The organism is Micromonospora arborensis (genome assembly GCF_003205615.1).
GTDB classification, from domain to species: Bacteria; Actinomycetota; Actinomycetes; order Mycobacteriales; family Micromonosporaceae; genus Micromonospora; species Micromonospora arborensis.
In genome coordinates this window covers 79,167-99,908 of the sequence record NZ_PYBV01000023.1, presented here as the reverse complement: position 1 = coordinate 99,908, position 20,742 = coordinate 79,167, and the positions used below count along the sequence as shown (strand labels likewise).

At 71.8% G+C, this 20,742-nt stretch carries 20 protein-coding genes; 5 read left to right on the top strand and 15 right to left on the bottom strand.

Features of this window, described 5'->3' with window-relative positions:
• Positions 1 to 68 precede the first annotated feature (68 nt).
• The 6 genes from topA to C7C45_RS19360 form a co-directional block, all read right to left on the bottom strand.
• The gene (gene topA, locus C7C45_RS19385; protein ID WP_110565090.1) at positions 69 to 2,927 is read right to left on the bottom strand and encodes a type I DNA topoisomerase; all 2,859 of its coding nucleotides are present in this window, start codon (positions 2,925 to 2,927) and stop codon (positions 69 to 71) included.
• A gap of 360 nt (positions 2,928 to 3,287) precedes the next feature.
• A complete protein-coding gene (locus C7C45_RS19380) occupies positions 3,288 to 4,028 on the bottom strand; it encodes a hypothetical protein (protein ID WP_110565089.1) in 741 nt (246 codons plus the stop codon).
• Positions 4,019 to 4,561 carry a hypothetical protein gene (locus tag C7C45_RS19375; RefSeq protein ID WP_110565088.1) on the bottom strand — a complete coding sequence of 181 codons (543 nt, stop codon included), beginning with the start codon at positions 4,559 to 4,561 and terminating at the stop codon, positions 4,019 to 4,021. Before C7C45_RS19375 ends, C7C45_RS19380 begins: the two co-directional genes overlap by 10 nt.
• 101 nt (positions 4,562 to 4,662) lie before the next feature.
• Positions 4,663 to 7,023 carry a sodium-translocating pyrophosphatase gene (locus C7C45_RS19370; protein ID WP_110565087.1) on the bottom strand — a complete coding sequence of 787 codons (2,361 nt, stop codon included), beginning with the start codon at positions 7,021 to 7,023 and terminating at the stop codon, positions 4,663 to 4,665.
• Positions 7,024 to 7,341: 318 nt separating this feature from the next.
• Positions 7,342 to 7,779 carry an ATP-binding protein gene (locus tag C7C45_RS19365; RefSeq protein WP_110565086.1) on the bottom strand — a complete coding sequence of 146 codons (438 nt, stop codon included), beginning with the start codon at positions 7,777 to 7,779 and terminating at the stop codon, positions 7,342 to 7,344.
• Entirely contained in the window at positions 7,776 to 8,132 is a 357-nt protein-coding gene (locus C7C45_RS19360) for an STAS domain-containing protein (RefSeq protein ID WP_110565085.1), read from the bottom strand. The genes C7C45_RS19365 and C7C45_RS19360 overlap by 4 nt, the downstream gene beginning before the upstream one ends.
• Positions 8,133 to 8,271: 139 nt before the next feature.
• Here C7C45_RS19360 and C7C45_RS19355 point away from each other — a divergent pair, with 139 nt between their 5' ends.
• From C7C45_RS19355 to C7C45_RS19340, 4 genes are all read left to right on the top strand, one after another.
• The gene (locus C7C45_RS19355) at positions 8,272 to 10,692 is read left to right on the top strand and encodes a DEAD/DEAH box helicase (RefSeq protein WP_244200447.1); all 2,421 of its coding nucleotides are present in this window, start codon (positions 8,272 to 8,274) and stop codon (positions 10,690 to 10,692) included.
• A 103-nt stretch (positions 10,693 to 10,795) separates the two neighbouring features.
• Entirely contained in the window at positions 10,796 to 11,005 is a 210-nt protein-coding gene (locus C7C45_RS19350) for a hypothetical protein (RefSeq protein WP_110565084.1), read from the top strand.
• 157 nt (positions 11,006 to 11,162) lie between these two features.
• Entirely contained in the window at positions 11,163 to 11,741 is a 579-nt protein-coding gene (locus C7C45_RS19345) for an LURP-one-related family protein (RefSeq protein ID WP_110565083.1), read from the top strand.
• A 244-nt stretch (positions 11,742 to 11,985) separates the two neighbouring features.
• Entirely contained in the window at positions 11,986 to 12,834 is an 849-nt protein-coding gene (locus C7C45_RS19340) for a phosphotransferase family protein (RefSeq protein WP_110565082.1), read from the top strand.
• 84 nt (positions 12,835 to 12,918) lie between these two features.
• Here the strand turns inward: C7C45_RS19340 and C7C45_RS19335 are convergent, their stop codons facing one another.
• The 9 genes from C7C45_RS19335 to C7C45_RS19295 all read right to left on the bottom strand — a co-directional run bounded on the left by C7C45_RS19335 (position 12,919) and on the right by C7C45_RS19295 (position 20,131).
• Complete coding sequence (locus C7C45_RS19335; RefSeq protein WP_110565081.1) at positions 12,919 to 13,368, bottom strand: Rv3654c family TadE-like protein; 450 nt, start codon at positions 13,366 to 13,368, stop codon at positions 12,919 to 12,921.
• A complete protein-coding gene (locus C7C45_RS19330; RefSeq protein WP_110565108.1) occupies positions 13,368 to 13,775 on the bottom strand; it encodes a TadE family type IV pilus minor pilin in 408 nt (135 codons plus the stop codon). Before C7C45_RS19330 ends, C7C45_RS19335 begins: the two co-directional genes overlap by 1 nt.
• A gap of 89 nt (positions 13,776 to 13,864) precedes the next feature.
• Entirely contained in the window at positions 13,865 to 14,032 is a 168-nt protein-coding gene (locus C7C45_RS19325) for a DUF4244 domain-containing protein (protein ID WP_081883916.1), read from the bottom strand.
• Between the two features lie 22 nt (positions 14,033 to 14,054).
• Entirely contained in the window at positions 14,055 to 14,768 is a 714-nt protein-coding gene (locus C7C45_RS19320) for a type II secretion system F family protein (RefSeq protein WP_425271149.1), read from the bottom strand.
• Positions 14,765 to 16,036: a type II secretion system F family protein gene (locus C7C45_RS35730; protein ID WP_341866500.1), complete on the bottom strand. Its 1,272-nt coding sequence runs from the start codon at positions 16,034 to 16,036 to the stop codon at positions 14,765 to 14,767. Before C7C45_RS35730 ends, C7C45_RS19320 begins: the two co-directional genes overlap by 4 nt.
• Positions 16,033 to 17,244 carry a TadA family conjugal transfer-associated ATPase gene (locus C7C45_RS19310; RefSeq protein ID WP_110565080.1) on the bottom strand — a complete coding sequence of 404 codons (1,212 nt, stop codon included), beginning with the start codon at positions 17,242 to 17,244 and terminating at the stop codon, positions 16,033 to 16,035. Before C7C45_RS19310 ends, C7C45_RS35730 begins: the two co-directional genes overlap by 4 nt.
• Positions 17,241 to 18,344 carry a septum site-determining protein Ssd gene (ssd, locus tag C7C45_RS19305; protein WP_110565079.1) on the bottom strand — a complete coding sequence of 368 codons (1,104 nt, stop codon included), beginning with the start codon at positions 18,342 to 18,344 and terminating at the stop codon, positions 17,241 to 17,243. The genes C7C45_RS19310 and ssd overlap by 4 nt, the downstream gene beginning before the upstream one ends.
• 222 nt (positions 18,345 to 18,566) lie before the next feature.
• Entirely contained in the window at positions 18,567 to 19,577 is a 1,011-nt protein-coding gene (locus C7C45_RS19300) for a CU044_5270 family protein (protein WP_110565078.1), read from the bottom strand.
• The gene (locus C7C45_RS19295) at positions 19,577 to 20,131 is read right to left on the bottom strand and encodes an RNA polymerase sigma factor (RefSeq protein ID WP_244200446.1); all 555 of its coding nucleotides are present in this window, start codon (positions 20,129 to 20,131) and stop codon (positions 19,577 to 19,579) included. Before C7C45_RS19295 ends, C7C45_RS19300 begins: the two co-directional genes overlap by 1 nt.
• A 168-nt stretch (positions 20,132 to 20,299) precedes the next feature.
• Here C7C45_RS19295 and C7C45_RS19290 point away from each other — a divergent pair, with 168 nt between their 5' ends.
• Positions 20,300 to 20,599: a hypothetical protein gene (locus tag C7C45_RS19290; protein WP_146247350.1), complete on the top strand. Its 300-nt coding sequence runs from the start codon at positions 20,300 to 20,302 to the stop codon at positions 20,597 to 20,599.
• The last annotated feature ends 143 nt before the right edge of the window (positions 20,600 to 20,742 follow it).

The following is a 20,742-nucleotide window of genomic DNA, read 5'->3' as shown; positions in this document are numbered from 1 at the left end:
CGCCGAGATCTTGGAAGGAAAGTGCCCCTGGAGGGGCGGATTCCTTCCAAGATCTCGTTGGGTCGGGGCTACTCCGTGCTCGACGCGGCCTTGCGGGGGGCGGCCTTCTTGGCTGGCGTCGTCTTGGCTGTTGTGGTCTTCTTCGCGGCGGTGGACTTGGCGGCAGCGGCCGTCTTCTTGGTCGCCGCGGCCGTCTTCTTGGTCGCCGCGGCCGTCTTCTTCGTGGCTGCGGCCTTCTTCGCGGGAGCCTTCTTCGCCGCCGCCTTCTTCCGCGGCGCCGGCCCCTTCGCCCGCTTCTCGGCCAACATCTCGGAGGCTTCCTCGATGGTCAACGCCTCCGGGGTCTGCCCGCGCCGCAACGACGCGTTGACCTCCCCGTCGGTGACGTACGGGCCGAACCGGCCATCCTTGATCACCAGTGGCTTCTCGGTCGCCGGGTCGACGCCCATCTCGCGCAGCGGCGGTGCCGCAGCCCGCCGTCCCCGGGCCTTCGGGGCGGCCAGCAGCGCCAGCGCCTCGTCCAGGCCGACCGTGAACATCTGGTCTTCGGACTCGAGCGAACGGAACTCCTCGCCCCGCTTGACGTACGGGCCGTAGCGGCCGTTGTTGGCGAAGACCTCGACGCCGTCCGGCGCGACACCGACCAACCGGGGAAGGCTGAGCAGCTTGAGCGCCTCCTCCAGGGTCAGCGAGTCCGGTGTCTGCGTACGCAGCAACGACGACTTCCGCTCGCCACTGGACACGTACGGGCCGAACCGGCCGGACTTGAGCACGATCGGCTCGCCGGTCGCGGGGTCGTCGCCGAGCTTGCGCTCGCCGCTGCCGCCGAGGAACAGCTCGTGCACCTTCTCCGGGGTCAACTCGTCCGGCGCAAGGCCCTCGGGGATCGGTGCCCGGTCACCCTGGGCGCCGCCCTCCTCGCCCTCGGCAGCCGGTGCCGGCTGCTCGCCGCCGGGCAGCTCCCGCTGCAGGTACGGCCCGTACCGGCCGACCCGCACGACGACCTCGCGGCCGTCGTCGTCAGTGAAGAGCGGGATGGAGTTGACGCTGCGGGCGTCGATGTCGCTGAGGTTCTCGGTGACCAGCTTCTTGAGCCCGCCGGAACGGGCGATGTCCTGGTCGCCGGCACCGTTGGAGCTGCCGAAGTAGAACGCGGTGAGGAAGTCGACCGCGGCGTGGTCGCCGCCGGCGATCTCGTCCAGCTCGTTCTCCATGGTGGCGGTGAAGTCGTAGTCGATCAGGCGCGGGTAGTGCCGCTCCATCAGCCCGATCACCGCGAAGGCCAGGAAGGTCGGGATCATCGCCTGGCCGCGCTTGGTGACGTACCCCCGGTCCTGGATCGTCTGCATGATCGACGCGTAGGTGGACGGCCGACCGATGCCCAGCTCCTCCAGGGCCTTGACCAGCGACGCCTCGGTGTAGCGCGACGGCGGCTGGGTGTGGTGGCCCTGCGCGGCAAGCTCGTCGGCGGTCAGCGGCTGGTCCTTGACCAGGGTCGGCAGCCGGCGCTCGGCGTCCTCGGCCTCGGCGTTCTCGTCGTCGCTGGACTCGACGTACGCGCGCAGGAAGCCCGGGTCCGTGATGGTCTTGCCGGTGGCGCCGAAGTCGGCCTCCTCCGCGGAGGTGGAGACCGCGCGGATGCGGACCGACACGCTGGAGCCGACCGCGTCGGTCATCTGCGAGGCGATGGTGCGCCGCCAGATCAGCTCGTAGAGCTTGAACTCCTCGGCGGACAACTCCTTGGCCACCTCGCCCGGGGTGCGGAAGTTGTCTCCCGCCGGACGGATCGCCTCGTGCGCCTCCTGCGCGTTCTTCACCTTGCCGGTGTAGCGGCGCGGCTCCGGCGGCACACTGCGCTCGCCGTACAGCTCGACGATCTGCCGACGGGCCGCCGAGATGGCGGTCTCCGACAGGTTCACCGAGTCGGTACGCATATAGGTGATGTAGCCGTTCTCGTACAGGCGCTGCGCGGTGCGCATCGTCTGCTGCGACGACAGGCGCAGCTTGCGGGCCGCCTCCTGCTGCAGGGTCGAGGTGATGAACGGCGCGTACGGGCGGCGGCGGTAGGGCTTCTCCTCGACCCGGGTGACCGTGAACGGCCGTCCCTCGAGTCGGGCCGCGAGACCCCGGGCACCGTTCTCGTCCAGGTGCACGACACCGGCACCGGGCTTCACCCGGCCGGTGGTCGGTTCGAAGTCCTTACCGGTGGCGATCCGGTCGCCGTTCAGGGCGATCAGGGTGGCGTTGAACGCCCGCGGGCCCTCGCCGGCGTTGGCGACCGCGAGAGTGGCCAGGATGTCCCAGTACTCGGCGGTGCGGAAGGCCATCCGTTGCCGCTCCCGCTCGACCACGATGCGGGTCGCCACGGACTGCACCCGGCCGGCCGAGAGCCTCGGCATGACCTTCTTCCACAGCACCGGGGAGACCTCGTAGCCGTAGAGCCGGTCGAGGATCCGGCGGGCCTCCTGGGCGTCGACCAGGTCGCGGTCGATCTCCCGGGGGTTGGCGACGGCCGCCTGGATCGCCGGCTTGGTGATCTCGTGGAAGACCATCCGCTTGACCGGGACCTTCGGCTTGAGCGTCTCGACCAGGTGCCAGGCGATCGCCTCGCCCTCGCGGTCCTCATCCGTCGCCAGGAAGATCTCGTCGACCTCCTTGGCCAGCTTCACCAGCTTGCTGATCTGCTGCTTACGGTCGGCGGAGACGACGTAGAGCGCGTGGAAGCCGTTGTCCACGTCCACCCCGAGGCGGGCCCAGGGTTCCTTCTTGTACTTGGCCGGCACGTCGGCGGCGTTGCGCGGCAGGTCGCGGACGTGACCGAAGCTGGCCTCCACGACGTACCCCGGGCCCAGGTAGCCCGAGATCGTCTTGGCCTTCGCCGGTGACTCGACGATGACCAGACGGGTGGTTCCAGCGTTGCTCGGCACGTCTCTCCCCGACCTCACTCCTGCTCGTGGCCTGCCGGCGCCCGGACAGCGACGGTTTTCGACCCCCGCCGTCGCACCGGCGGTCCGGATGTCCAACGTAACGCGCCGCCCGCGTTTCGGGTTTCGCGGGCGGCAAACCGCCCCGGCGCGATGGTCGACTCTCGCCCCGCCGCGCTCGGAGTGCCGGACGGCGCCACCGTACACCGTGAGTAGGGCTCGAAGCGGGTCACTGTGACGATGGCGGACCCACGGCCGAGGTCCGACCCGCCCGTTTTCCGCCTGGATCGTCCCGCCGGCTGTCCGGCACCGGACACCGGCCGTCGTCCCGACCGGGTCGGCAAACTGGGCGAAATGACCGGTTCAGGGTGGCGTCGGCCACGTGTCGGCAGGCGCTGCGGGAGGCGCCCCGCCGACCAACTCGGCGAGCCGACCCAACCGTCGGCGGCCGGTGATCCGGTACGCCGGGCCGCCCTCACCTGGGCTGACCAGCGTGCCCGCGAGCCCGGCCGCCGCGAGCGCGACCCCGATCGGTTCCCAGCACTCCGCGTCGTCCGGGCCGAGCCGCAACAGGAAGCCGCCCGGTGGTTCCGGCGTCCCGGCGGCGGCGAGCCACAGCCGCAGCCGCCGGCCGGTCAGGTGAAAGGTGGCCGGCGGGCGTTTCGCCTGCCCGTGCAGCCACGCCGCCGCGAGTGGCTTCAACACCCGCGTGTACGACGTGCGGACGGCGTGTCGCTCACCCTCGGTCGGCTCCCAGCTCGCCGACAGCCCTCGCGACGCCAGCTCGGCGACGAGCACGTGCACCCGCCACGCGGCGTCCACCTGCACCGAGAGACGGGCGGTGCCGCCCATCCGCACCACCTCGCCCGGCCCGGCGAGCAGCCCGGCCAGGTCGGCAACGGCCGGTTCGGCCGCCTCCGCGCCGAAGAAGACAAGCTGTCGGCCCGCGTCTTCGGTCTGCGCGGGGCCGGGCTGAGTCGACCCGCCGCGTCGGCGCGAGGTGCCGGAGGCCGACGTTCCCGGTGCCGGATCGCCGGGCTCGGGGGCGGGGAACAGCGCCGGCGGCTGCGCCGCCGGGGAATCGCCGAGCCCGCTCAGCGACACTCCGGCACCTCGTCGAAGGCCTGTTTCAACTCCTCGGAGTTGAGCTTGCTGGTGTCCAGGGCACTCGCGTCGTACTCCGCGTTGAGGGTCTCCACCGCGGCCCGCACGCCGTCATAGAAGACGGTCGGCTCGCCGATGCCCAAGCCGTCGATGGTGTCCCGGGCACGGCCGTAGGCGTCCCGCATCTTCCCCAGTGAGCTGCGGAAACCGGCGGAGATGGCCTCGCCGTTGTCGGTCTCCGGGACGCCAGCCTTCTCCACCTTGCGGCGCGCGGCCTCGCTCGCCTGCTCCGCCCCGGCGAAGAGCCGCACCAGGTTCTCCTTGGCCTGCGCCGGCGTGGTCTGCGCGGTCATCTGCTCATCCGTGCTGCTGGTCAACTTGCTGATCTCGGAGCGCCACGGGGTGAGCGCCCCGCAGACCGAGGCCGCCCAGGCCCGTGGGCTGGGGCCTCCGCCGCAGCCGGCAAGGACGACGACAACCGTGGCCAGGACCACCGTGAGCTTTCCGGCGGCAGACGCCCGGCACGTACGCATGCGTTGCAGCGTACGGCCTTTGGGGAGGTGTGGCACCGGTCCGGACGGCCGGGGTCCCCGGTCGACGCGGACGTCGACCGGGGACCTGTGCCGGTGCCGGGTCAGGCGTTGACCGTCTCCGGCCGGTGGTCGGTGCTGCCCGCGCCGGTGTTGCCATCGACGTCGGAGTCGGACATCGCGATGCCCTTGCGCTTGCTGAACACCACCGACGCCACGATGATCAGCGTCGCGACCAGGGCGATGCCGACCCGCAGGCCGACGTTGCGGTCGTCGCCGACGCTCCACGCCACCACGGCGGGCGCGATCAGCAGCGAGACCAGGTTCATCACCTTGATCAGCGGGTTGATCGCCGGGCCGGCGGTGTCCTTGAACGGGTCACCGACGGTGTCGCCGATGACCGTGGCGGCGTGCGCCTCGGAGCCCTTGCCGCCGTACGCGCCGTCCTCGACCATCTTCTTGGCGTTGTCCCAGGCTCCACCGGAGTTGGACAGGAAGACCGCCATCAGCGTGCCGGCGCCGATCGCACCGGCCAGGTACGCCGCGAGCGCGCCGGGCCCGAGGCCGAAGCCGACCGCGATCGGCGCCAGGATGGCGAGCAGGCCGGGGGTCATCAGCTCGCGCTGCGCGTCCCGGGTGCAGATGTCGACGACCTTGCCGTACTCCGGGCGCTGGGTGCCGTCCATGATGCCGGGCAGCTCACGGAACTGCCGGCGAACCTCCATCACCACGGCACCCGCCGAGCGGGACACCGCGTTGATGGCGAGCCCGGAGAAGAGGAAGACCACCGCCGCACCGATGATCAGGCCGACCAGGTTGCGCGGGTTCGCCACGTTCAGCGAGTTGAGGATCTCCGTCCCGACATCGCCCACGCCAGCGTCCGCGTACGCGGTGGTGAGCGTGTCGGTGTACGAGCCGAACAGCGCGGTCGCGGCGAGCACCGCCGTGGCGATCGCGATGCCCTTGGTGATCGCCTTGGTGGTGTTGCCCACCGCGTCCAGCTCGGTGAGCGTACGAGCGCCGTGCTCGTCGATGTCGCCGGACATCTCGGCGATGCCCTGGGCGTTGTCGGAGATCGGCCCGAAGGTGTCCATCGCGACGATCACGCCGACCGTGGTGAGCAGACCGGTACCGGCCAGTGCCACCGCGAACAGCGACAGCGTGATGGAGCTGCCGCCGAGGAGGAACGCCCCGAAGACACCGGCGCCGATCAGCAACGCCGAGTAGACCGCCGACTCCAGACCGATGCTGATGCCGGCCAGGATCACGGTCGCCGCGCCGGTCTGCGAGCTCTTGCCGATGTCCTGCACCGGTCGCCGGTTGGTCTCGGTGAAGTAGCCGGTCAGCGCCTGGATCGCGGCGGCCAGCACGATGCCGATCACCACCGCGCCGATGGCCACCAGCCGCGGGTTGCCGGAGGCGTCGGTGAGGCCGTCGTCGAACTCGCCGAAGGTGGCCGGCAGGTACGCGTAGGCGGCGATCGCCACCAGCACCGCGGAGAGCACGGCCGAGAGGTAGAACGCCCGGTTGATCGCGGTCAGGCCGCTCCGGTCGGACGCGCGCAGCCGGGTGATGAAGACGCCGACGATCGCGATCAGCACGCCGATGGTGGAGATGATCAGCGGGAAGACCAGGCCCTCCTCGCCGAACGCGGCGCGGCCGAGGATCAGCGCGGCGACCAGCGTCACCGCGTACGACTCGAACAGGTCGGCGGCCATGCCGGCGCAGTCACCGACGTTGTCGCCGACGTTGTCGGCGATGGTGGCGGCGTTGCGCGGGTCGTCCTCGGGGATGCCCTGCTCGACCTTTCCGACCAGGTCGGCGCCGACGTCGGCGGCCTTGGTGAAGATGCCGCCGCCGACCCGCATGAACATCGCGAGCAGCGCGGCACCGAAGCCGAAGCCCTCCAGCACGGTCGGCGCGTCACCCCGGTAGACCAGGACGACCAGCGCCGCACCGAAGAGGCCGAGGCCGACGGTGAGGAAGCCGACGACGCCGCCGGTCCGGAACGCGATCTTCATGGCCGTCTCGCGACCACCTTCCCGCTCCCTCGCGGCGGCGGCCACGCGCAGGTTGGCGCGGGTGGCCAGCCACATGCCGGCACCGCCGATGAACGCGCTGAACAGGGCGCCCAGCACGAAGAAGAGGGAACGACCGATCTTCACCGCGGTCACGTTGCCATCGGTGTCGTGCACCGGCAGCAGGAAGAGCAGCACCACGGCGATGACGACGAAGATCGCCAGAGTACGGAATTGGCGGAGCAGGTAGGCCGAGGCGCCCTCCTGGACCGCCCCCGAGATCTCCTGCATTTTGTTGGTGCCCTTGCCGGCGGCCAGCACCGTCTTTGTGAGGGCGGCAGCGAAACCGAGCGCCACCAGCGCGACAACCGCGGCGATGACGACGTAGGTGACATTGCTTCCGGTAAGGGAAAGCCCGCCGCCGTCGGCGGCCAAGGTCTCGGACATCTGTGTCCTCCTGTTACCGAACACTCGCGCCGGTGAGTGGAGACGCACCGACCGACGCCTGGATGCGGACTCGCAAGCGCGCGCCAACCCACCCCAGCGGACCAGCGATGAACACCCATACCCGCTGGCTGCGGGATGGGTCACTTGCTGACAACCCGGGTACTGTAGCCCTCCGCAGTGTCGGAGGTCACACGCAGGTGCCACCGTGTCGCGATGATCTTCGTCGCTGTGTTATGAAACGAAATCTGATATAGGGACCGGTCCATGCAAACAAGGCCGCACCCCCAATCGGGGATGCGGCCTACGAACAGGCTCGGGTCAGCGGCCGACCGGCCACACCATCCGCACCTCGGTGCCGATGCCCACGTCGACCGGACGCACCTGCAGGTCCTCGACGAAGCCGGCGAGCAGCGCGAACCCGACGCCAGTGGTCAGCGCCTCATCGGTGAGCGACTCGTTGGCCAACTCGTCCGGCGGCAGCGCGGTCAGACCGATGCCAGCCTCGATCGGCGCGCGGTCCACCACCCGCACCGCGTACGAACCGCCGTCGGACATCTCCACCAGCACCTGGTCGGCCAGGCCGTACTGCCGGTGCAGGGCGACCGCCCGGGTGCACGCCTCGCCGATGGCCAGGCGCACCTCGTCCAGCAGGTCCTCCCGGACCCCGGCACGCCGGGCGACGGCAACGCCGACCAGGCGGGCGGTGCGAACGTGCACCGGCGCGGGCGAGAACGAGAGCCTGACGGTCGCCATCACGCGTCGGCGCCCGCCGAGTCGGCGCTGATCGCCGCGTCGACCGTCGGGTGCAGTGGGAACACCTGGTCCAGTGCGGTGATCCGGAAGATCTTGAGCAGTGGCTCCTTGTCGCAGACCAGGGCGAACGAACCGCCGGCCGAGCGGAGCCGCTTGAGCGCGCCGACCAGCACGCCCAACCCGGTGGAGTCGAGGAAGTCCACCCGACCGAGGTCGACCACCACGTGACGGGCGCCACCATCGATCAACTCGAGGAGTCGTTCACGGAGTCGGGGCGCGGTGTAGACGTCCACCTCACCACCGACCTCGAGCACCGTGTGCTCGACCACGGTGCGGGTCGCCAGCGACAGCTCCATCGGTCCTCCTCGCCAGAGCCGTAAACTCTCGTGGGCATCTAACCACTACCGCCGGTGCGGCCTGCGGACGCCAGCGAAGCTTCCCCTTACCCCCGGGCCCGACTTTTCATCTCCGAACACCAGTGCGAGAGTGCAGGGCGTGACCACCAACGACTTCAGCTCGGCGCGGCGCACGCCGCACCCAGACCTGGAGTCGTCGCCCGCCGCAACCGTATCCGCTGGTCCCGGCCCCGGGCCATCGCCTGCGGACCTGCTGCGCCGGCTGCGCGCCCGGGGTGCCGGCGACCCGGTCACCCACGTCGAGCGGGTGCCGGCCCGCGCCGGGGTGCCCGCGCCGTGGCCGTCGTGGGCGCCGGTGGAGCTGCGCGCGGCGTTCGCCCGACGCGGGGTCGTCGCGCCCTGGCAACACCAGGCCGAGGCAGCCAACCTGGCGTACGGTGGCGAGCACGTGGTGGTCGCCACCGGCACCGCGTCGGGCAAGTCACTGGCGTACCAACTCCCGGCGCTGGCCACCCTGCTCGCCGACCCCCGGGCCACCGTGCTGTACCTGGCGCCGACCAAGGCGCTCGCCGCCGACCAGCTGCGGGCCGTCGCCGCGCTGGACCTGGAGGGGGTACGCCCAGCCTGCTACGACGGCGACACTCCGCGTGCCGAGCGGGAGTGGATCCGCCGGCACTCCCGGTTCGTGCTGACCAACCCCGACATGCTGCATCACGGCATCCTGCCCGGGCACGCCCAGTGGGCCGGTTTCCTGCGTCGCCTCGCGTACGTGGTGATCGACGAGTGCCACACCTACCGGGGGGTGTTCGGCTCGCACGTGGCGCACGTGCTGCGTCGGCTGCGCCGACAGTGCGCCCGGTTCGGGGCCACTCCGGTGTTCGTGCTCGCCTCGGCGACCTCCGGTGACCCGGCGACCGCCGCCGGGCGGCTGACCGGCCTGCCGGTGACGGCGGTCACCGAGGACGCCTCACCGCGCGGCGGGGTGACCTTCGCCCTCTGGGAGCCGCCGCTGTTGCCGCCCGACTCGGGCTCCCCCACCCCGGTGCCTCCGCAGGCGACGGGCGACCACGACGACCTCCACCAGGTCCGCCGGTCGGCGCTGCGCGAGACCGCGGACCTGCTCGCCGACACGGTCGCCGAGGGGGTACGCACGCTCGCGTTCGTCCGCTCCCGCAAGGGCGCCGAGGTCGTGGCGGCCAACGCACGCCGGTCGCTGGACGACGCGGTGCCGGGGCTCGGCGACCGGGTCGCCGCCTACCGGGGCGGTTACCTGCGTGAGGAGCGGCGTGAGCTGGAACGGGCGCTGCTGCACGGCGACCTGCTCGGCCTGGCCTCCACCAACGCGTTGGAGCTCGGCGTGGACCTGGTCGGGCTGGACGCGGTGCTGATCTGCGGTTACCCGGGCACCCGGGCGTCACTGTGGCAGCAGGCGGGCCGCGCCGGGCGTTCCGGGCAGGAGGCTCTCGCCGTGCTGGTCGCCCGGGACGACCCGCTGGACACCTACCTGGTGCACCACCCGGAGGCGATCTTCGGCGCCCCGGTGGAGGCGACGGTGCTCGACCCGGCCAACCCGTACGTGCTGGCACCGCAGCTCGCCTGCGCCGCCGTCGAGGCACCCCTCACACCGGCCGACCTGGCGCTCTTCGGCGACGGGGCGAAGGAGGCGATCGACGAGCTGGTGGCGGCGGGGGCGCTGCGGCAGCGGCCCACCGGCTGGTACTGGCGGCACCGGGAGCGGCCCGAGGTGGACCTGCGCGGCGAGGGCGGCGCCCCGGTCGCCGTCGTGGAATCGGCCACGGGGCGACTACTCGGCACGGTCGACGGCGGTTCCTCGCACTTCCTGCTCCATCCCGGCGCGGTCTACCTGCACCAGGGAGTCTCGTACGTGGTCGACGACCTCGACCTCGCCGACGGCTGCGCGCTGGTGCACACCGAGGAACCGGACTGGTCCACCCACGCCCGTGACGTCACTGACCTGTCGGTGGTGTCGGTGCGTTCCTACGTGGACGCCGGACCGGTCGGCATGTTCCTCGGCGAGGTGGACGTGACCAGTCAGGTGGTGTCGTACCAGCGGCGGCGGATCGCCACCGGCGAGGTGATCGACACCCGGCCGCTCGACCTGCCCACCCGGGAGCTGCGGACGGTGGCGGTCTGGTTCACCCTGTCACCGCAGTCGTTGGCTGCCGCCGGGGTCCAGGCGGCGGACGTGCCGGGTGCGCTGCACGCTGCCGAACACGCGGCGATCGGCCTGCTGCCGCTGATGGCCACCTGCGACCGGTGGGACATCGGCGGGCTCTCCACAGCGGTTCACCAGGACACCGAGGCGCCGACCGTCTTCGTCTACGACGGGCACCCGGGCGGCGCCGGGTTCGCCGAGCGGGCGTACCGGACGGCCTCGGCGTGGCTGCGGGCCACCCGGGACGCGATCGCCGAGTGCGGCTGCGAGACCGGCTGCCCGTCCTGTGTGCAGTCGCCGAAATGCGGCAACGGCAACAACCCGCTCTCCAAACCGGACGCCGTCCGGGTGCTCGACGTGGTGTTGGCGAACCTGCCCGAGTGAGCAGGTGGTTGCATGAATCGGCACGGCACAGGGCACAATGTGTGGGAGCGCTTCCATCGATCCCTCTATTGCTGATCGCCCCCCCCGTGCCCGAGGAGGAGCCGTGGCCGACACCATTGCCGAGACCGTCGACCTGCTCTATAGCATCGACCAGGATCAACTCACCCTCGACCAGCAGATCGCGCTCGGGTCCGCGCTGGCCAACCTGGCTCAGGCCGAACGCCTGGAGCAGATCAACGAACGGCTGCGCGTCATCCACCAGGTCCTCAACACCTGGGCGCTGCGCGCCGCGACCACCACCGACGGGCGCTGATCCACCCCTTTTCACCAGCACGGGCAACGGGATGCTGGGGTAGTCGTCCGGCGGTCCACCGACGGCTACCCAGCATCTTGCGATCGTCGATGGCAGGGAGCGCGACAGTTGTCGGGCTGTGCGAGACTCCGGCGGACCAACCCCCTGAGGAGTTCAGATGCAGTTCGACAATGTGCAGAGCCAGACCCAGTTCTTTGTCCGCCAGCGCCTGCGCATGATGGTCAACCAGTACGAGGTCCGGGCGGTCTCCCCGGACGGCACGGAGGGTGAGCTGCTCGCGTTCGCCCAGCAGAAGCGGCTCGCCTTCAAGGAGCAGGTGACGATCTACACGGACGACTCCAAGCAGCAGCCGCTACTCGGCTTCAAGGCCCGTCAGCGCCTCGACCTCGGCGCCACGTACGACGTGACCGACGCGGCCGGTAACCCGATCGGCCTGTTCCGCAAGGACTTCGCCCAGTCGTTGCTCCGGTCCACCTGGCACGTCGAGCAGAACGGCCTGCCGCAGGTGACGGGTCAGGAGCGCAGCCTGCCGGTGGCTCTGCTGCGCCGGTTCGTCGACTCGCTGTCCTGGCTGCCGTACCACTTCGACTTCACCGCCGGCGGCCAGCCGGTCTTCACCGTGGTCAAGAAGTGGGGCCTGCGCGACAAGTACATCGTCGAGGTGCAGCACCCGCAGATCGACCGCCGCCTGGTCATCGCGATGGCCGTCGCCCTCGACGCGCTCCAGGCCCGCTGACAAACCGACCCGCCCCTCGGCCGCTGGCAGGACTACCCGCGAGCCGTGGCCGTTTCGGCCCGGCCCGTGAGCTGTTCACCCCGCCCACGACCCGGAGCAAGATCCCCGCAACTACAGGGAAAGTGCTGTCTCCAGGACGCCCGAGGCAGCACTTTCCCTGATGTTGTGCGGATCAGGAGTTGGGCGAGGCGGTCGGGCGGCGGAAGTGCTTGGCGGGGTTCCCTGGCCTCGTAGGATCTCCGCCATGGCTGCCGGACGCACCAATCTGTCGATGCGGCAGCGAGCCCTGTTGGATCGATGGCTTCCCGGCGCGCACGTCGAGAAGGACCACAGCTGGGGCCTGGTGCAGACGACGGTTCTGGAGATGACGTACGCCGGTTCACGATTCATCGTCAAAGCCGGCGGTGCCGATGACCACCACGTCGAACGCGAACTGCACGCCCATCTCAACTGGCTGAGGCCCTGGACCAGCCTGGGCCGCGCCCCGGTGCTGGAGTACGGCGACTCGGAGGCGAAGCTCCTCGTCACGAGATACCTGCCGGGTGAGCTGGTGCTCGGCAGCGAGCACGCCAACGTTCCCGCGACCTACCGGGAGGCAGGCGAACTCCTCGCGCTGCTCCACGCGCAGACCCGCATCGTCGACGCCGACTACGAGCAGCGGGAGAACGAAAAGTCATTGACCTTTCTGAGCGGACCACACCGAATCGCTACGAGCACGGTGGAACGGTTGCGCGCCGAAATAACCGGCTGGCCGACGCCGGAAGCACTGCTCGTGCCGACGCACGGAGACTGGCAGCCCCGGAACTGGCTGATCCACAACACCATCGTCGGCATCATCGACTTCGGTCGCGCGTCGATGCGTCCCGCCTACACGGACTTCACCCGGCTGTCCGCCCAGGATTTTCACCGCGACTCGAAGCTGGAGAGAGCGTTCCTCGACGGGTACGGGGTCGATCCGCGCCAGACGCCCGCGTGGTACCGCACTCGAGTCCGGGAGGCAGTCGGCACGGCAGCCTGGGCCTACCGCGTAGGCGACGAAGCGTTCGAAGCCCAAGGGCACCGAATGATCGCTGAGGTACTCGCGCCGTCCTGACGCGCACCGGGCTGCCTACTCAGCCACGCACCGGCCCGGCGCGGCGCGGCCTCCTCAGCCACGCACCGGCCCGGCGCGGCCTACTCAGCCACGCACCGGCCCCGCGCGGGCCGTTGACGCCGCGATCCGAGTCAGGCCGGGCAGTGGCGTGACTGCCACCTCGACGGTCACGAGCAGGTCCAGCCCGTCGAGACGACAGTCGACCAGCCGTCCACCGTTGCGGGCGGCGATGTCGGCAGCGAACGTGCAGGCCGCCGAGTCGCCGTCGAACGCTTTGCCGGCCCCGGCCAGTGCTCCCAGGTCAGCAGCGACCGCCGCTCGCTGAGCCGCCATCGCGGCCCCGACGACAGCGGCACCGAATGTCCCTACCAGCACGAACACCATCCCCACTGCCAGCAGAACGACGGTCGCCCCACCTTGCTGGCTGTCCAGCCGGCGACCCTCGGGCCACGTGGCGTCCGACCGGCTGCCGTTGGGGTGCCCGGTGTTCGATCCGCGGCGGTAGCGGGACGATCGGGCCTCAGGTCGCCGCATCACGGAACCCTCTCCCCGACGCGGGGTTCGAGTGCCGCGACGGCGGTGGCGACCACGGTGATCCGTGGTAACCGGCCGCCCAGGGCGCGCACGGGTGCCCGTACCGTCGCCTGCGCGCGGTCCCCGTCGATCGACACCGACACTTCCGCCCCCGGCGGCGCCGCGCCCCCGCCATCCGCCTTGTCGGCGTCGCCCCGGGCGGCGGCCAGCGCCGCTTCCCGGGCCGCGTGCAGGCAACTCGCCCGGGTGCTGACGGCGTTGACCGCAGCCAGGCCGGCGAGCAGGAGTAGGAGCAGCGCCGGCAGGCCGGCCGCCAGTTCGGCGGTGAAGGACCCCCGGTCTCCACCGGCGGCGGTCTTCCGCCCGCGACCGGGCGCCCGACCGGACCTCCGCCCGTCACCGGGCACCGGCTCGACGAGACCGAACCCCCACCTGCCGGTGGACGCACGTCCGGCGAACTCGGACCTCCGAGCACGGCCGGCCTGCCGGCGCCCGCTCACTTCAGCGCCCGGTCGATGACGGCGGTCAGCGCCGACTGGACGTTTCCGGAGGTCAGCACCTTCAGCAGGATCCCGGCGAAGGCGACTGCGGCGAGCGTGCCGACGGCGTACTCGGCCGTGTTCATTCCGGCGTCGCCGCGCAGGCGGGCGATGAGTTTGCGCATGGCTGTTTCCCTTCTCGATGGATCAGAGCACGTCGCCGAGAACGGCGACGATCACCGGCACCAGGCCGGCGAGAATGAACGCCGGCAGGAAGCAGAGCCCCAGCGGCAGGACGATGAGCACACCCGCCCGGCGGGCCGACGCCTCGGCGGCGGTGGCCCGGTCGGCGCGCAGGTCGTCAGCGAGCCGGGTCAGTGCACCGGCCAGGGCAGCACCACTGTTGGCCGACCGCATGGCCGCGGCGGTCAAGCGCTCCGCGCCGGGCACCCCGTCCAGCGCGGACCACGCCTCCGCTGGGCCACCGCCGAGCAGCAGCGTGCGGCCGACGCGGGCCAACCGGCCGGCGAGGGGCCCGTCCAACGCCTCGGCGACGGCCAGCACCGAGCGATCCACCGGGGCGCCCGCCCGCATCGCGGCGGCCAACAGGTCGACAGCGAGGGGAAGGTCGACGGCCTCCTGAAGCCGCCGTCTGCGGACAGCCGGCGATTCGATCCGCCGCAGCAGGAAATCCAGCAGGAACGCGGCCGGGATCGCCCCGAGCAGCCCGAGCCAGCCCTCGACGACCACGGCCACAGCGAGCCCGCCCAATGCTGCGGCGAGCCGGATCGCGTCCGGCCGCCGCCCACCGACTGGTCGCCGCCCACCGGCTGGCGGCCTCCCATCGGCCGGTCGCCGCCCACCGGCTGGCGGGCTCCCATCGGCTGGGCTACGTCGGTTGGCTGGACCCCGGGGCATCATCCGGCCCGCCCCGGCGTCGCACCCAGCCGTTCCGCCCACAGCAGGCCCACGACCTGCAGGGCGACCGCGAGAACCGCGCACGCTCCGCCGACCGTGCTGTGCAGGAGCACCGCCACGGGGTCGACGCCGATCGCGTACCCGAGGCCGATCCCGCCGATCGGCAGCGCCGCCAGCAACCAGGCCGTGGCCCGGGCGCCGGCCGCCTGGGCCGCTGCGGCGGCCAGACCCCGATCGGTCGCCCGAGCGTCCGCCTCGATCCGCTCGACGAGCTCGGCCAGCGGTGCGCCGGTCCGGTCGGCCAGCCGCACCGCGGCCGAGGTCAGTTGGCGCAGCCGATCCGACCCGTCCCGCCCAGCGGCGGCGGCCTCGATCGCCTGCTGGACGGGCAGGCCGGCCCGGAGGTCCGCCGCGAGGCCACAGAGCTGGTCCAGCCCGTGTCGTCGGCTCCGTTCGGCGGTCCGGTGCAGTCGCCACCGCAGCACGGCCCGTACGGCCAGTGCGCCGTATCCGCCTACCGCGACCGCAGCCACCGGGCCACCGACGACGGCACCGACTCCGCCTCCCAGGACACCGACCAGCGGCAGCACACGCCTCGTCGACCGCGAGACCCGTCCCGACGAACTCACGCTCGGCACCGCGGCCGTCAGCTCGGCACCGCCGACAGACCGGTCGGCACCGCCGACAGACCGGTCGGCACCGCGAACGACGTCCCCGCATGCCTCGGCCGTTGCCACGCCGGACGTGTCGCCCCGACCGTCCACCTCGACGCCGCCGCCGTCGATCACTGTCGCGGCCACGGATGTGCCACCCCGCGGTCCTGCGTCCATGGTCATGGCGTCCGGCCGGGCGGTACCGGCCGGACGCCGGGGATCCCGGCGGATCGGCGGGCGCGTCGGGCCGGGCGGGCGGGTCGACACCACCGACCCGCCCGCCACCCCGAGCCAGTTCGGGCCGCCGGTGACGTCCCGGCTGGGCCAGCCGAGCGCCGTCCGACTCCCGATCGAACCCGCACTGGTTCGCGGCTGGTCCGCGACGCCGGACGGATGACCCCGGGTCGGCAGGTCGCCGGAGCCGTCGACCGGTCCGTCCGGCGTGCGGTTCAGGTCCCGAATCCACTCCACCAGCGCGTCATCGGGGTCGGCCACACCGCCCTCGGGTCCCGTCGCCAGCACCCGACGTCGGCGGGCACGGATGGTCTGCACGGGCCATGCCACCAGAGCGGCAGCCGCCAGGAGCAGCGCCGCCACCAGGATCGTCCCGCCGGTCATGCCGGGCCTGCCGATCCGGGCCACGGCTCGCTGAGGACTGGCGGCACCGCCACCCCACGCTGCCGTAGCAACGCCCCGAGTGCGCGGGCGGCCAGCCCGAGCCCGCTGCCGCGTACCCAGGCGGGCACCACGGTCACCAGCCGTTCGGGCCCTTCGGGTAGCAGCAGGCAGACCGATTCCAGGACCCGCCCCCGGTCGCCACGTCGGACGTGGAACAGCACCTGCAACGCGGCGGCCACCTGGGCGTGCAGGGCGGCGCGGGGCAGCCCACCCAGCATGCCCAACGCCTCCAGCCGGGCCGGCACGTCGGACGGGGCGTTGGCGTGCAGGGTGCCGGCACCCCCGTCGTGACCGGTGTTGAGCGCGGCCAACAGGTCGACCACCTCACCGCCCCGGCACTCCCCGACCACCAGCCGGTCCGGGCGCATCCGCAACGCCTGCCGGACCAGATCGCCGAGGTTGACCACCCCCGACCCCTCGACATTGGCGGTACGCGCCTGCAGCCCCACCACGTGCGGGTGCCCCGGACGCAGCTCGGCAGCGTCCTCCACCAGCACGATCCGCTCGGTGGCCGGCACCATCCCCAGCAGCGTGTTGAGCAGGGTCGTCTTGCCCGACCCCGTGCCCCCGGTCACCAGATACGCCAGTCGGGCAGCGACGACAGCGGTGAGCAGCGGTGCCACCGGCCGCGGCACGGTCCCGTGCCGCACCAACTCGTCGAGGGTGAACGGCCGGTGCCGGAAGGTCCGCAGGGACAGGTAGGGGCCCTCGGTCGCCACCGGCGGCAGCACAGCGTGCAGCCGGGTGCCGTCGGGGAGCCGGGCGTCCGCGTACGGGGAGCCGTCGTCGAGCCGCCGGCCGGCGCTCGCGATCAGTCGCTGCGCCAGCCGGCGCACGTCCTCCATCGAGCCCACCGGGACCGCGACCTGCTGCAGCCCCGCACCACGGTCGACCCAGACCCGGGTCCCGTTGACGAGGACGTCGGTGACCTCCGGGTCGGCGAGCAGCGGGGCCAGCGGCCCGGCGCCGACGAGGTCGTCGTGCACCCGGTCGGCGATCCGCAGCACGGCGGTGTCACCGAGCACCGCGGCGGTTGGCTCGGCTCGTACCGCGGAGACGATCGCCGCCGGTGTCACCGGGGTCGTGGCGGCGGCGATCCGCTGCCGCACCCGGGCGGCGAGGGTGCCGTCCTGCGGACGGCTGGTCATGCCGCACCCGTCGCGGGTACGCCGGTCAGGTCGGTGACGATTCGTTGGCAGAGGGCCGCCAGTGGGCCCTTGCCCGCGGCGGCCGGCGCCTCGCCTCGTTCGAGCCCACGGCAGAGCCCCGGCTCGGGGCGCAGCGTGCCGGCCAGCGGAAGCCCGAGCGCCCGTGCCACTTCGGTGGCGCGCAGCCGGCCCGGGGCGGGCCCGCGCACCACGACCGACAGCGCAGCGCAGTGCGGGGCCGCCGCGGCCACCACCCGAGCCGCCGCAGCGGTGGCGCGCAACTCGGCGGGGACGACGACGAACGCCTGGTCGGCCGCCTGCAACGCCACCACTGCCGCGTCGTCCAACTGGCGCGGCAGGTCGACCACCACGAAGTCCCGCCCACGCCGGGCGGCGTCGACCGTTGCCGCCATCGCCGCCGCCGGCAACGGCAGCATCTCGCCGCGATCCCAGGAGAGGACCACGAGGTCACCCCGGCTGGGCAGGGCCTGCACCAGCGCCGGCGCGTCCACCCGCCCGTCGGCACCGGTGAGCGACGGCCAACGCAAACCTTCCAGCTGCTCCCAACCGAGCACGAGGTCGAGGCCACCACCGAGCGGGTCGGCGTCGACCAGCAGAGTGCGCAACCGGGCTCGGGCGGCGGTCACGGCGAGACCGCCGGCGAGCACACTCGCGCCCGCACCGCCCCGACCACCGAACACCGCGACGAACCGGGCGCCGACACCGTCCAGACAGTCCGGGCCGTGCTCGGCGAACCGATCCACCAGCCACGGCTCGGCGGCGGGCAGCATGGCGACGTGCTCGGCCCCGATCAGCTCGGCGATCTGCCAGCCAGGGTCGAACTGACCAGCTCGGCCGACCAGCACCAGCCGGGGCCGCTGCGGCATCCGGGCACGCAGACACGACTGCGCCTGGTCGGCGCCGAGCAGCACCAGTGGCGCGGGCTGCCAACGGGTACGGGCGGCCGCCGGGTCGGCCGCGAGCTCCACCTCGGTGCCGCCGGCAGCGGCGAGCCGGAGCACATCGTCGAGCAGATCGTCGTCGCCGGTGACGACCAGCGGAAGCCGGCGGATCGGCGGAACCGAGGTACGGGATGGCATCGCGGCCTCCAGCGGGTCGGGCTCTGGTATGCCGCCGACCCTGCTCGGAAACCGCCCCGCAAGCCGCCCCGACGGCGCCGCCTGTGGACAACTCGGCGGGCTGTGGACAACGCCCGCCGAGACAGTTGATCTGCTACGAGTGCGGGCAACTCCGCAGCTACTGCCGCTGCCCAAAACCCAGCGGGGCCGCTCCGGGAAAGGAGCGACCCCACAAGTCGGCGGTCAGCCGACCCGGTCGGTCCGGGCGGCATCGAGGATCACCGTGTACGAGCTGATCCGCACGGGCGACAGCGTCAACAGCTCATTGGCGAGCAATTCGCCCGTCTTCGGATCGAAGACCAGAAGAGATTGCTGGTCGTGTTCGCGGTCGTCGAAGGTGACGGCGATTCCGTTCCGGCCGGCGCGGTCCGTAACCTGCCCCCGCCATCGGAAGCCGGGCACGTCGGCGAGGACCCGCAGGACCGCCGCTCGGGTCGCACGTGGCACGACGTACCGCTCGTAGAGCGTGCTGACCCACTTGCTCGCCGCCCCGGCGCCGTACTCGACCTTCAGCCGCTCCCGGAGCTCGGACGGGTCGGCCGACAGCGGCCTGAGCTCCTCGGGCGGCAGCGGAATGACGTCCGGTGCGGGGGTGCCGGTGGCTGCTGGTCGCCCAACCCTCTCGCGCTGCCAGTAGTCCCGAGACTCCTGGTCGGGGTACTGCGGCTCCAGTTGGATCCTGATTTGGTTACCGGTCCCGTCGGCGGCCTGCCAGAGCTTCGTCTCGCTGGCGAAGGCCACGTGGTGGCGGCCGTCGGCGGAGGTCATCACCGGATCGCCCCACACCTTCGTGTGGTGATACATGTAGCGTCCGCTCTGGTGGTCGTACGCCGCGTCTTTGATCTTGTCGGCCAGCATGCGCAGTTGGGGGCCGGCGGCCGGCGGATCCGCGTCGAACTGGTACGCGACCGGCACGAGCACCAATCCCGCTGCCGCCGCCGGTTCGCCCGGAGTGTCCGGTGCGCCCTCGCCGAACGGCTGGAGCACCGCCACGGCACCGGCCGCGACCGCCAGCGTCCCGGCCGTCAGGACCAGCCGGCGCGTCGGGTGTGCGCGACGACGCCCGGCGACCGTCTCCGTAGCGCCGGCGCGGTCGATCAGCTCACGCGCCGAGACCAGCGGTGGCTCGACGGCGGCGGTTCGGGCCGGGTCGGCCGGGCCGAGAAGAGTACGGGTGCGCTCTGCTCCGAACATCACAGATCCTCTCGAATGGTCACCAACACCGGTCGACGCCGGGTCTGCGCGGGCCGGTCCAACATTGCTTCGGCAAGACGACGGCGGGCGCGATGCAGCCGCACTGCGGCGGTCGCCCCGGTGCAGCCGAGAACCTTGGCCGCCTCGGACACTGTCAGCTCCTCCCAGCCGATCAGCCGGAGGATTTCCTGGTCGAGGTCGTTGAGGTTGGCCAGAGCAGCCCAGATGTCGGTAACTCCGACGCTCGTATCGGCACCCGACGATCCGGCTAGTCGCTCGAGGTCGACATCAGTGATCGGGAGGAGGTCCGGGGCGGCACGTCGCGACCGCCACTGGTTCGCCAGGAGGCGCCGGGCCACCCCGTACAGCCAGGGCAGGCTGCGGTCCGGGACCTCGACACGACGACGCCAGGCGACGACGAAGACCTCCTGGGCCAGTTCCGCCGAGGCGTCGGAGTCCGCGAGTCGGCGCAGGCCGTACCTCACGATGTGCGAATACTCGGCGGCGTAGAGGCTGGTGAACCAGCCCTCGTCCCGCTTTCCTGGTGGACCCACCCGAACCCCCATTGCCTCGGCGACTCTCACCCTGGCTTGTGTCACGGCGGGGCCGATGATTACCGAGGGAACGGTCCTGGTGGTCGGGCACGGGCGCAGACGGCTTCATCGGTGCGAGCGACCGCTGGCTGGCGGGCTCCAGTCGATGGATTCTCTACCATGCATCCCGTGGCCAGTCGGATGTTCGTTGACGACATCGGCATCAGCCTGGCGGAAGTAGCCGGCACAGTGCTACATCGATGGCCCGAGATAGCCGAGGTCTCCGTGCAAGCTTGGCTGCTGCCGCCGGAGAATCAGCGGTTCGTGGAGATGGACATCAGCCATGTCTCGGGTGATTTCGTCACGGCCGACGAGTTGTTTGAGGGCTTCTACGACGCGGTGACCGCCGTCGCGGCACAGGCTGGTGCCCGGCTCCCTGACTTGTCGGCCCTGGATCCCTCGGACGGCGTCGTGCAAATCTATCCCTAAGCAGGGCACGGGCCCGCCGCGTCGCCCGATGCCGGCCGGATGCGGCCAGCAGGCCGAGCCCGGCGAGCCCGCGCCGCGCTCGCGCGGCGCCTTGATCCAAAAGAGAACGTTTCGGCAGTGTTGTCGTTTGCACACGTTCGCGC